The sequence below is a fragment of the Ornithinibacter sp. genome (assembly GCF_035443565.1).
GTDB lineage: Bacteria > Actinomycetota > Actinomycetes > Actinomycetales > Dermatophilaceae > Fodinibacter.
Window position 1 is genome coordinate 18,531 of the sequence record NZ_DAORSO010000017.1, and the last position, 11,803, is coordinate 30,333.

An 11,803-nucleotide genomic window follows, 5' to 3' on the forward strand; every position below is an offset into this window, starting at 1 on the left:
TGGTCACTCACCAGGAGGAGCGCCGTGTCCAACTACCCCTTCGCCGCCATCGTCGGTGCCGACGAGATGGCCCTCGCCCTCGTCCTCACCACGGTCTCCCCCGAGGTCGGCGGCGTGCTCGTGCGCGGCGAGAAGGGCACCGCGAAGTCCACGATGGTGCGCGCTCTGGCCGAGATCCTGCCCCGCCAGGCGGTCGTCCACGGATGTCGCTTCGGCTGCGACCCACGGTCGCCCGCCGCCGACTGCCCCGACGGGCCACACACCGACGCCGCATCGACGACCCGCCCAGCTCGCCTGGTCGAACTCCCGGTGGGTGCCACCGAGGATCGCGTCATCGGCTCCCTCGACCTCAGCAAGGCCCTCGGTCACGGTGAAACGGCTTTCGAGCCGGGGCTGCTCGCCCAGGCGCACCGTGGTCTGCTCTATGTCGACGAGGTCAACCTCCTGCACGACCATCTCGTCGACCTGCTCCTCGACGCCGCTGCCATGGGCCGCAACACCGTCGAGCGCGACGGGGTGTCGGTGTCCCACCCGGCCCGCATCGTCCTGATCGGCACCATGAACCCGGAGGAGGGCGAGCTTCGCCCGCAGTTGCTCGACCGCTTCGGCCTGACCGTCGAGGTGAAGGCCAGCCGCGACCCAGCGCAGCGTGCGGACGTGGTCCGTCGGCGGCTCGCCTTCGATGAGGATCCGGTCGCCTTCCAGACCTCGTATGCCGTGGCGCAGGCCGATTTGGCCGCCCGGATCGCGTCCGCCCAGGAGGCCCTGCGTCGCGTGCGTCTGAGTGACTGGGCGCTGGACAAGATCGCCACGGTCTGCGCCGGCTTCGAGGTCGACGGGATGCGTGCCGACATCGTGACCGCGAGGGCTGCGGTGGCCCACGCGGCATGGGAGGGGCGCACCGACGTCACCCGGGAGGACATCCGCACCGCCGCCAAACTCGCTCTCCCCCACCGACGTCGGCGTGCACCCTTCGACGCGCCGGGACTGGACGAGGACCTGCTCGATCGCCTGCTCGGCGACGACGAGCCGCCGCCTCCGGAGGACCCCCAGGACCCTCAGGATGAAGACCCTCACCTGCCCGACGAGCCGGACCGGCCCGAGCGCCCGAAGGAGCCTTCCGACGAGACGGACACCGCGGACGACGACTCGGGCGACCCCATGACGACGCCGTCGACTCAGGACTCCGACGAGGGAGCGCAGGACGCCCGCGATCAGCGCTCCGACTGCACACCGCCGGACCCCACCGACACGGAGAGCGGCGAGGAGGTCTCCGAGACCGACCTGCCGGCGCCCGTCCAGGGCGTGGCGGCAGCACACGAGCCGTACCGCATCCGTCGCCTCAGTGTGCGGGGCACGGGGTCGGGAGCGGCCGGCAAACGCAGCCGGGCGATCACGACCTGGGGCAGGACGGTCGGATCGAGCCGCGAGCGCACGGGCCGGGTCCATCTGACCGCCACCATCACGGCCGCTGCCCGAGAGCGAGGCGCCCGCGCCACCGGGACGACCGGGACGACCGGGACGACCGGGACGACCGGGACGAGCCGACTGGAGATCCGGGCGAGCGACCTCCGCTCGGCGATCACCCAGGGCAAGGAGTCCAACCTCGTGCTGCTGCTCGTCGACGCCTCCGGGTCGATGGCTGCCCGGTCTCGGATGGCCGAGGTCAAGACGGCCGTCCTGTCGCTGCTCATGGACGCCTACCAGCGACGCGATCGCGTGGGCCTGGTGACCTTCCGAGGCACCGGTGCCGACCTCGCGTTGCCGCCGACCTCCTCGGTCGAGGCGGCCGCCGCCTGCCTGGCCGAACTCCCCCACGGCGGGCGCACGCCCCTGGCCGAGGGTCTCGCCACGGCCGCGAAGACCCTTGGGCTGGAGCGCATCAGGGACCCACGTCGACGGGCGCTGCTCGTGCTCGTCACCGACGGACGCGCCACGGCGGGCGTCGATGCGTTGGGCAGAGCACAGCGCATCGCCGACCAATGGGGGCACGTCGCCGTCGACAGCGTCGTGATCGACTGCGAGTCCGGCCGCTTCCGGATGGGTCTGGCCAGGGACCTCGCCGACCGGATGGGCGCAGAGCACGTGCCCCTCGAAGACATCGCCGCCGATCACCTCGTGGCGCTCATCAATGACAGGAGGGCCGCCTGATGGCCAAGGGAGTGACACCGGTGCAGGCTGCGGACGGCCTCACCACCCGACAGCGCCGCAACAGTCCGCTCGTCATCGTCCACGGTGGCGCCGGGAAGGGGAAGTCGACGGCGGCCTTCGGCCTGGCCCTGCGCGGCTGGAACCAGGGGTGGTCGATCGGCGTGTTCCAGTTCGTGAAGTCGGCCAAGTGGCGCATCGGTGAGCAGGCAGCGCTGGCTGCTCTCGACGACGTGCACCGCAGCACCGGCCAGGGCGGCCCGATCGAGTGGCACAAGATGGGCTCGGGCTGGTCGTGGTCACGCAAGGCCGGCACCGAGGAGGACCATGCCGAGGCCGCCCGTGAGGGCTGGGCCGAGATCAAGCGTCGCCTCGCCGACGAGACCCACACCCTCTATGTCCTCGACGAGTTCACCTACCTGCTCAAGTGGGGTTGGCTCGACATCGACGACGTCGTCGACTCCCTGACCGACCGCCCCGGCTACCAGCACGTGGTCATCACCGGCCGCGATCCACACCCCCGCCTCCTCGAGATCGCGGACGTCGCCACCGAGATGACCAAGATCGCCCACCCGTTCGACAAGGGCCAGAAGGGCCAGAAGGGCATCGAGTGGTGAGACCGACCCCCCTGCCCCGGGTCGTCATCGCGGCACCTGCGTCGGGTCAGGGCAAGACCACGATCGCCGTCGGGATCATGGCTGCCCTGAGCCGGGCTGGGCACGCTGTCGCGCCGGCCAAGGTCGGCCCGGACTACATCGACCCCGGCTATCACGCGCTCGCCACCGGCCGCCCCGGTCGCAACCTCGATCCCTGGCTGACCTCCGAGGAACTCATCGTTCCCCTGCTCCTCCACGGCGCCCGGACGCCCGACCCCGCCGACGTGGCGGTCATCGAAGGCGTCATGGGGCTCTTCGACGGCCGGATCGGCACCGGCGGCTTCGCGTCGACGGCCCACTTGGCCACCCTCACCCGCAGCCCGGTGATCCTCGTCGCGGACATCTCCTCCGCCGCGCGCACGATCGCGGCGACGCTCCACGGTCTGCGCACCTTCGACCCCGGTGTCGACGTCGTCGGTGTCATCCTCAACAAGGCGGGATCGGTGCGCCACGCGCACGAAGTCCGCAGCAGCGTCGAGGCCATCGGCCTGCCGGTGCTGGGGGTCCTTCCGCGCGACGCGGGCGTGAGCGCCCCCTCCCGTCACCTCGGCTTGATCCCGGCCGCGGAGCGCACCGACGCCGTCAGCGCGCTCGACCGCCTGGCCGAGCAGACCGCCGAGTTGATCGACCTCGACCTGCTCCTTCACCTCGCCGGATGCGCGCCCGACCTGAGCGCCACCCCGTGGTCACCGCCGTCGCGCCGTGCGGAGGGGGTCGCCACCCACGACAGTGCCACCACCCGCCCGGTCGTCGCCGTGGCCGGCGGTCGCTCCTTCACCTTCCGTTATGCCGAGACCGACGAACTCCTGCGGGCCAACGGCTGCGAGCCGGTTCTCTTCGACCCGGCGCTCGACACCTCGCTCCCGCCCGGGACCAGCGGGCTCTACCTCGGCGGCGGCTTCCCTGAGGCCCACGCTCCGGCCCTCTCCCGCAACACGGCCCTCACTGGTGCGGTCCGGGACGCGATCGCCTCCGGCATGCCGACCGTCGCCGAGTGCGCCGGCCTGATCTATCTCTGCGAGACCCTCGACGGGCACGACTTCGTCGGGGCAGTTCCCGCGCAGGCAGCGATGCACCCTCGCCTGACCCTGCAGTACCGCTCGGCTCGCACGACCGTCGACAGCATCCTCGGGCCGGCCGGAACGACGTCGCGCGGTCACGAATTCCACCGGACCCGCACGTCGCCGGGGGCCGGCACCACCGCTGCCTGGGAGCACGAGGAGGGCGTCGAGGGCTTCACCCTCGATCCAGCCAGCACCGGGCGCGCGACGTTGCACGCCTCCTATCTGCACACCCATTGGGCCGGGAACCCGTCCGTCCCAGCCGCTTTCGCCGCCGCAGTGCAGTCGTATGCCGCACAGCCGCCGGTTCTCGGCGCCGCGTCCACGGTCCTCCCCCGGGTCGAGCGAGCGCCCGCGCTCCCCACGACGACCGACCCGACACCCTCGGCTGGACTGGACCACCACGGCGACGCCGAGGTCGGCCCGGGGCTGGTCGACTTCGCGGTGAACGTCCGTGTCCCCACACCCCCGGCCTGGCTCGCCACGACGCTGCGGGACGGCATCGGCGACCTCGCGGCATACCCCGTCGTCGACCCAGCCCGGACGGCCCTGGCCCGACGCCACGCCGTGCCTGAGGACATGGTCCTCCCCACCAGCGGCGGCGCCGAGGCCTTCACGCTGATCGCCCGTGCCATCCCCGGTCGGCGACCCCTCGTCGTGCACCCCCAGTTCACCGAGCCCGAGTCCGCGCTGCGCCGTGCCGGACGGGTGCCGGACCAGCACGTCCTGAGCGAGCGCGAGGGCTTCGTCCTGCACCCCGATCGAATCCCGGCCGACGCCGACCTGGTGATCATCGGGAATCCGACCAATCCGACGGGCGTGCTCCACCCCCGGTCGACCCTGGAAGCGTTGCGCGCGCCCGGACGGGTCCTCGTGATCGACGAGGCATTCATGGATGCCATTGTGGGAGGGGCCGATTCACTGATCTCTGCGGACCTGGACGGTGTCATCGTCGTTCGCTCGCTGACGAAGACGTGGGGGCTGGCCGGCCTGCGCGCGGGCTATGTGGTCGGCGACCCCTCACTCCTCCGACTCCTCGCCGAGCAGCAACCCCACTGGTCCGTATCCTCGCTGGCGGCCCGCGCGAGCGTCGCCGTCTGCGCCCCCGCCGCCCGCGCAGAGGAAGCCGAGCTGGCCCGTGAAGCGGCGACCTGGCGGCATCACCTCGTCCGCGGGTTGCAGTCGCTGGGGCTCGCCCCCGTGCCCGGCGCCGCGCCCTTCGTGCTCGTCCGGGTCGGTCCCGGCGTCCATGGGTCCCTGCGTGAGCGTGGGTATGCCGTGCGGCGCGGCGACAGCTTCCCCGGGCTCGACCACGACTGGGTGCGTCTGGCCGTCCGCGACCCGCACACGACCGACGGACTCCTGCGTGAGTTGCAGTCCCTCCTCGGCGACACTGCTCCCGGTGGCTCCGAGCGTTCTGTGGAGCGGGCGGCGCCAGCGTCGACGAGTGCGCCCCAGCGCGCCCCCGTCCCAACCGCTCAGGCAGACAGAGAGCTCTCCGCATGACCCTGCGCCTCCCCCTGCCCGACGGCACGACGCCGCGCGTCCTGGTGCTGGAGCCGGGCCCGCGCGCGTCCGAGACGGTGCAGGCCCTGCTCGATCAAGGGGCACGTGTCGATGTGCGTTGTGCCGCACCGGATGCACGTCTCCGGGACCTGGCTGGTCGGCACCTCATCGCACTGCGCACGGACGCGGACCTCGACCTCTCCGCCTACGACGTCGTCCTGCGCGACCCGCTGCGCGAGCAGGGGGTCGAGCTCTCCCCCTCGTCCCCGTCCCCTGCCACCACCTCCGGCCACGTCGTCCTCGTCGGGGGCGGACCGGGCCCTCTCGGCCTGCTCACGCTCGCCGGGCTCGACGCGATCCGGAGCGCCGACGTGTTGGTGTGCGACCGGTTGGCCCCCTTGGCCGCGCTGGAGCAGGCACGCCCCGACGCCGAGGTCGTCCACGTCGGCAAGATCCCGCGAGGTGAATTCACGCCCCAGGAGCAGATCAACCAGATCCTCGTCGACCGGGCACTCGCCGGAAAGACCGTCGTGCGCCTCAAGGGTGGCGACAACTTCGTCTTCGGCCGCGGCGGCGAGGAGTGGAATGCCTGCGTCGAAGCCGGCCTGCCCGTCACGGTCATCCCGGGCGTCTCCTCCTCCATCGCCGTCCCCGGCCTGGCGGGCGTCCCCCTCACCCACCGCCACCTCACGCAGGGCTTCGTCGTCGTCTCCGGTCACGTCGCTCCGGACGACGCACGCAGTGACGTCGACTGGGATGCCCTCGCCCGTCTGGGACTGACCATCGTTGTCCTCATGGGCGTGGCTGCTCTGCCGGAGATCGCCGAGCGCCTGATCAGTGCCGGCATGGATCCGTCGACCCCTGCTGCCTCCATCGCCGATGGCGGCATGACCTCGCAACGCCAGGTCCGCTCAACGCTGGCCGCGCTCCCGGGTGCAGCGGCGGAGCAGGACATCGGCGCCCCTGCGGTCACCGTCATCGGCCCCGCGGTGGCGGCCCTGCTGCCGCAGACGTCGGTCTGAGTCGGGCACGCGTGATGGGCACTGCGTGGGCGGGGCTGAGACTGGCCGTCGGGACACTGACGATGATTCCTGTCGGCTCACTCCCTCCCACCACGCGTCGCATCGGCGCGTGGGCAATGGCGCTGGCACCGATCGCGGCCCTGCCCCTCGGCCTGCTCGTCGCTGCAGTGGGTCGGCTCGGTCAGGCCGCGGCGATGCCCACCTCGATCACGGCGACCCTGTCGGTCGGGGCGCTGGCCCTGGCCACGCGCGCCATGCACCTCGACGGGCTGGCGGACACCGCTGACGGCATCGGCGCGGGCTGGGACCGTGAGCGCGCCCTGCGCGTCCTGCGCACCGGCGATGTCGGCCCGATGGGTGTGATGGCCCTGGTCGTGGTGGTCCTGCTCCAGATCGCTTCTGCCACAGCGCTGTTGTCGCTCGCTCATGGCTGGTTGCTCGTCGGTGTCGCCGTCGTGGCGTCCAGAGTGGCCGCAACCCTCGGGTGCCTGCGTGGGCTCCCGACCGCGTCGGGCTCCTCCTTGGGTGCCGTCGTGGCTGGCACGGTGCCGGGCGTGGTCGGTGGCCTGGCCGTCGTGGTGACGGGCGCTGCGCTGACCGGAGCCACCGTGGTGGCCGGATTGCAGTGGTGGCAGGGGGTCGCCGCGATGGCGGCCCTCCTCGTCGCCGTGGCGTGGCTGCTCCGCAGTGCCGTGCGGGTCTTCGGGGGGATCAACGGAGACGTGCTCGGGGCATCGATCGAGGTCGGGGCAGCTGCCCTGCTCGTGGCGCTCACGATCGGAGCCACAGCATGAGGACACTGATCACCGGGGGCATCCGCTCGGGCAAGTCCGCGATCGCCGAGAACCTCATGGGTGAGGGCACCACCTATGTCGCGACCTCTCCCTCACGCCCCGAGGACACCGATTGGGCTGCGCGGATCCAGGAGCACCGTCGCCGTCGACCCGCCTCCTGGCCGACGGTCGAGACGACGGATCTGCCGTCCGCCCTGACCGCCCTCAACGGGCCGGCCCTGGTCGACAGTCTGGGCGCCTGGTTGGTCGCGCTGCTCGACAGGTTGGATGCCTGGGATCAGCCGGTGGCCCAGTGGCGCGGGCGCCTCGACGACGAGGTGTCCGCACTGGTGTCGACCTGGTCGACCTGCTCGCACGACCTGGTCGCGGTGACCGACGAGGTCGGCTTCGGCGGGATCGCCGAGCACCGTTCGGCCCGGATCTATGCCGACGAACTGGGTCGGCTCAACCAGGCCATCGCCGGCGTCAGCGATCGCGTGTGGCTGGTCGTGGCCGGGCAGGTGCTCGTGGTCAAGGACTCCTCGTGAGGGTCGCCACCGGACTCCTCCTCGGGTATGCCGCGGATCGCCTGCTCGGCGACCCGCGCCACTTCCACCCGGTCGCCGGATTCGGGCGGATCGCGATGGCGCTCGAGGCGCACACCCATGCCCCGAGCCGCGTCCGAGGTGTGGTGCACGTCGGCGCTCTCGTCGGTGGGGCTACCGCTGCCGGGATGCTGGCCGATCATCTGGCCGGGCGAGTCGGCGATCCCGGCATGGGTCGCGACGTCGGTCGCGTCGCGATCACTGCTGTCGCCACCTGGGCCGTGCTGGGCGGCCGCTCACTCGAACGTGAGGCACTCACGATCCAGCGACAGCTCGCCGCCGGAGACCTCGACGCTGCGCGACGACAGGTGCGCAACCTCGTGGGTCGCGACCCCTCGCGCCTCTCGGCTGACGAGGTCGCCCGGGCCACCGTCGAGTCGGTCGCGGAGAACGGCGCCGATGCGCTGGTGGCGCCGCTGTGGTGGGGCGCGGTGGCGGGAGTGCCCGGCCTCGTGGCTTATCGCGCCATCAACACGCTCGATGCGATGATCGGTCACCGCTCCCCGCGCTATCGCGAGTTCGGTTGGGCCGCAGCCAGACTCGACGACGTGGCCAACTGGATCCCGGCCCGACTCACCGTGCTGAGCACCGCCGCAGCCACCGGCTCCGTGGCCGGTGTCCGCCGGGTGCTGATGACCGTCGCCCGGGACGCGCCCGCCCACCCGAGTCTGAATGCCGGACCGGTCGAGGCTGCCTTTGCGGCGGCGCTGGGTGTCTCGCTCGGGGGCTCCAACAGCTACGCCGGTGTCGTCGAGGACCGCGGCCGCCTCGGCGACGGTCCCGCTGTCACCGTCGACGACCTGGGATCGGCAGTGCGACTCGAGCGGCGCATCGGGCTGATCGCACTCGGCGTCATCGTCGCCGCTCGTAGTGCGGCCGCTCGCCGTGTCGTCAGCCGCCGGCGCGCACGCCGAGCCAGGTGACGCAGCCCGCCACGTCAGCAGTCGTCACCAGACCAGTGGGTGGTGCCGGTCGGGACACCACGACGACCGGGACGTCGAGCTCGGCGGCAGCGTCGAGTTTGGCGCTGGTGTAGCCACCGCCGGAGTCCTTGGTGACCAGGACGTCGACCCGATGACGGCGCATCAGGTCCCGTTCCCCACCCACCGAGTAGGGCCCGCGGTCCAGGACAACCGTCCACCGTGGGGGTGCAGGCTCAGCCAGCGGTTCGACCACCCGGACGAGCACATCTCGGTCGGACCAGCCGGCGAAATGGGGCAGCGTCTGACGCCCGCTGGAGAGGAAGGGCCTGCTGCCCAGCGCTTCCGCGGCCACACGCGCTGCATCGAGGTCGGGGACCCAGGTCCACGTGTCGGAGTCCGGTCGATCTGCCCAGCCGGGCCGGGCCAGGCGTGTCATCGGCAGACCGGTGCGGGCGCACGCCTGCACGGCATGAGCCGTCATCGTCGACGCGAACGGGTGGGTCGCGTCGATCAGATGGGTGAAGCCATCCGAGCGCAGGGTCCCGACCAGGCCATCGACGCCGCCGAAGCCACCGACGCGGACCGAGCCCACCGGCATCCGCGGATGGGCGACGCGGCCGGCGAGCGAGGACACGAAGTCGACCCCGGCGCTCTCCAACGCCACGGCCAGGGCACGTGCCTCAGCCGTGCCGCCCAGCACCAGAACCCGCATTCGGCGATGCTAACGCGCCCTGACCGACCGCCCGGGCGCCGCCCTTGGCAGAATCGGCCCATGCCCCTCGAACTGGACCGTCTATGTCGACCTCGTCCCCGTGCGGGTCGACGACCGCGGACAGGTGACGGCGATCGGCCTGCTGCTGCGGGTCAGTGACGACGGGCGGATCATGCGCGAGCTCGTCTCGGGCCGCGTCCTGCACCACGACCGCAGCAGGACGCCCTCGACCTGCCGCGGTTGAACTTGTCGACCGTGCGCGTCATGTCGTGGTGGTCGCGGGAGGCGGCCTCCTCCGGCGTCGGGGCGGTGCCGCCCAGGCGCGCGGGGAGATAGCGCAGGTCGGTGCCGGTCAGCTGCGGATAGGCCTCCTGCTGGGCCAGGAGCTGCTCGGACATCCGCTCCCGCAGGACCTCGGTCACCTCGGCCGGGTCATCATCGGGGGCGACATGGATCGGGGCGCCGACCGTGACGTGGATGGCGGTGTTGCTGCGTCCGAGGTTCTTGGGCGCTTCCTTGGTCCAGACCCGCTGTGAGCCCCAGACGGTCGTCGGCAGGAGCGGCACTCCCCCGTCCTGGGCGATCCGCGCCGCGCCGGTCTTGAAGGGCTTGAGCTCGAAGGACCGCGACATCGTCGCCTCCGGGAACACGCCCACGATCTCGCCGCCGCGGACAGCGGCCAGCGCTTGCTCGAAGGACGCCACGCCCGCGTGCCGGTCGACGGGGATGTGCTTCATGCCCCGCATCAGCGGGCCGGTCCCCTTGTGGCCGAAGACCGACTTCTTGGCCATGAACCGCACGAGGCGACGGCTGCGCCTGGGGCCCACCCGGCATACGTGAAATCGAAGTAACCGGTGTGGTTGATCGCCATGACGGCACCACCCACGGTCGGGACGTTCTCCTCACCGACGATCGTGAAACGCAGGCCCTGCAGGAAGAAGACCGTGCGGGCCAGCCCAATGACGGGGGTGTAGGGAAACTCCATGACGCTCACCCTACGGGGCCGTAGGTTGCCGGTATGCCGCGCCGTCCCACGGGTGCCCAGCCTCGCCTCAGGGTGAGGTCCGGGCAGCGCGCGAGGCGCCGCTGAGCGCTCCGATCAGGGGTGCTGGCTGGGCAGCCAGGCCAACTGCACGACCTGCTCGCCCAACTCGCGGGAGACGAGCCGGCCACGGCCGGGCGGCTGCGCCGAGCCCTTGACGCGACTGGCTGACCTGCTCGTACATCGCTCGAGAGAAGTGCGAGGAGGGCGTGACGCGCTTCGTCAAGGACCACTCCCCCGCCCTGACCACCTTGGCCGCCGACCGCAGTTGGACCCTCGCCACCGGCGCCGGCGTGGTCGTCGCCGTCGTCGCCGTCGTCGCCGGCCTCCGCCGGCAACCGGGCCACCGCCTCGGAGACGGCCGACGGCGCTCGCTTCCCCGCGGCATACCCGGGGGTGATCGGGGTCGCCGCGACGGACGCCAAGGATGTCGTGACGGAGGACTCCATCCACGGTGAGCACGTCTCGCTGGCCGCACCCGGCTATTCGGTGGTCACGGCCTTCCGCGACTGGGGCGACTGCGTCTATGGCACCCAGGGCCAGTCTTCGAGTTTTGCGACCGGCTACGTCTCCGCGGCCGCGGCCCTGCTGCGCCAGCGCTTCCCCCAGGAGAGCGCTGCCCAGATCACCCACCGCCTCGAGGTCACGGCCTCGCGGGCCAAGCGGGATGCGCGTGACGACAAGGCCGGCTGGGGCCTGATCCAGCCCTATGAACCGATGACCCTCGCCTATGACATCTCGGTGGGCGGCGTCCATCGCCCTGGTCTCCATCGCCGGGCTCGCCGCGTTCTGCTGGCCGCTCATCGTCTCGCCGAGTCGGGGCTGGCCCACGGCACCGACGCCCCGCTCGTGGGCTTGGGGTGCGGGCCTGCTGCCGCCGCTGCGCGGACGGGCCGAGATCGCGATGCTGGCCGCTTACGGGACGCTCGCCGGCCTGGCCTACGGGCTCCTGCTGAACCTGTCGTTCTGATCGTTCACGACCGGGATGAGCGGTGAGCTGTCGTTCGTCGCCGGGGCACCCGTGCTCGAGAACCTCCACCGGTTCATCCTGTTCACCCTCGCCACCAGCTTGGGCTGGGACATCGGGCGCGCCATCACCACCGCGGTCCTCGTGCTCATCACCGGTCGAGCCGTACTCCGGTCGCTGCGGCGGGCGGCGCGCCCGGCCGCCTTCGAGGAGCCGGTGACCTTCGCCGCGTCCCCTCCACCCGAGTAGCACACCCCGACCGTTCCACCGTCCCCGGACGTGGCACGATCGGGCGCATGAGCAACCTCGACCTGAACCGCGATGCCGCCTGGCTGAGCCGCGACGAGCTCGACGCGGCCCGCGAGAAGCTGCCCATCCTCTACGTGGA

11 protein-coding genes and 1 pseudogene are annotated in these 11,803 nt (G+C 71.8%); 9 read left to right on the forward strand and 3 right to left on the reverse strand.

The genetic code is table 11. The annotated features are described in order from the left end of the window. The first annotated feature begins 24 nt into the window (after positions 1-24). Genes PLL68_RS03685 through cbiB form a run of 7 tightly spaced genes read left to right on the forward strand, consistent with a single transcriptional unit; the run spans position 25 to position 8,694 of the window. Complete coding sequence (locus PLL68_RS03685) at positions 25-2,151, forward strand: VWA domain-containing protein (RefSeq protein WP_324531755.1); 2,127 nt, start codon at positions 25-27, stop codon at positions 2,149-2,151. Continuing rightward, on the forward strand, positions 2,151-2,765 hold the full coding sequence (cobO, locus tag PLL68_RS03690; RefSeq protein ID WP_324531757.1) for a cob(I)yrinic acid a,c-diamide adenosyltransferase: 615 nt from the start codon (positions 2,151-2,153) through the stop codon (positions 2,763-2,765). The genes PLL68_RS03685 and cobO overlap by 1 nt, the downstream gene beginning before the upstream one ends. Then, positions 2,762-5,371, forward strand: coding sequence for a bifunctional hydrogenobyrinic acid a,c-diamide synthase/histidinol phosphate aminotransferase CobBC (gene cobBC, locus PLL68_RS03695; protein ID WP_324531759.1), 2,610 nt, complete (start codon positions 2,762-2,764; stop codon positions 5,369-5,371). The genes cobO and cobBC overlap by 4 nt, the downstream gene beginning before the upstream one ends. Further along, positions 5,368-6,393, forward strand: coding sequence for a uroporphyrinogen-III C-methyltransferase (cobA, locus tag PLL68_RS03700; protein ID WP_324531761.1), 1,026 nt, complete (start codon positions 5,368-5,370; stop codon positions 6,391-6,393). Before cobBC ends, cobA begins: the two co-directional genes overlap by 4 nt. A 14-nt stretch (positions 6,394-6,407) precedes the next feature. Next, positions 6,408-7,187, forward strand: coding sequence for an adenosylcobinamide-GDP ribazoletransferase (locus tag PLL68_RS03705; protein ID WP_324531763.1), 780 nt, complete (start codon positions 6,408-6,410; stop codon positions 7,185-7,187). Further along, positions 7,184-7,714 (forward strand): bifunctional adenosylcobinamide kinase/adenosylcobinamide-phosphate guanylyltransferase, encoded by a 531-nt coding sequence (locus PLL68_RS03710; protein WP_324531764.1) that lies wholly within the window; start codon positions 7,184-7,186, stop codon positions 7,712-7,714. The genes PLL68_RS03705 and PLL68_RS03710 overlap by 4 nt, the downstream gene beginning before the upstream one ends. Then, positions 7,711-8,694, forward strand: a complete 984-nt coding sequence (gene cbiB / locus PLL68_RS03715; protein WP_324531765.1) for an adenosylcobinamide-phosphate synthase CbiB — start codon at positions 7,711-7,713, stop codon at positions 8,692-8,694. The genes PLL68_RS03710 and cbiB overlap by 4 nt, the downstream gene beginning before the upstream one ends. Here cbiB and PLL68_RS03720 read toward each other — a convergent pair. The 3 genes from PLL68_RS03720 to PLL68_RS03735 form a co-directional block, all read right to left on the reverse strand. Next, positions 8,663-9,406 (reverse strand): cobalt-precorrin-6A reductase, encoded by a 744-nt coding sequence (locus PLL68_RS03720; protein WP_324531766.1) that lies wholly within the window; start codon positions 9,404-9,406, stop codon positions 8,663-8,665. The two genes, cbiB and PLL68_RS03720, sit on opposite strands and share 32 nt — an antisense overlap. A 170-nt stretch (positions 9,407-9,576) precedes the next feature. Next, a complete protein-coding gene (locus tag PLL68_RS03730) occupies positions 9,577-10,197 on the reverse strand; it encodes a lysophospholipid acyltransferase family protein (RefSeq protein ID WP_324531767.1) in 621 nt (206 codons plus the stop codon). Further along, on the reverse strand, positions 10,152-10,391 hold the full coding sequence (locus PLL68_RS03735) for a hypothetical protein (RefSeq protein WP_324531768.1): 240 nt from the start codon (positions 10,389-10,391) through the stop codon (positions 10,152-10,154). The genes PLL68_RS03730 and PLL68_RS03735 overlap by 46 nt, the downstream gene beginning before the upstream one ends. 393 nt (positions 10,392-10,784) lie before the next feature. Between PLL68_RS03735 and PLL68_RS03740 the strand changes: the two are divergent. Together PLL68_RS03740 and PLL68_RS03745 are read left to right on the forward strand one after the other, a co-directional pair. Continuing rightward, positions 10,785-11,444, forward strand: a pseudogene (locus tag PLL68_RS03740) (S8 family serine peptidase); the annotation flags it as partial. Further along, entirely contained in the window at positions 11,434-11,664 is a 231-nt protein-coding gene (locus PLL68_RS03745; RefSeq protein ID WP_324531769.1) for a hypothetical protein, read from the forward strand. The pseudogene PLL68_RS03740 and the gene PLL68_RS03745, both read left to right, overlap by 11 nt. Positions 11,665-11,803 lie beyond the last annotated feature (139 nt).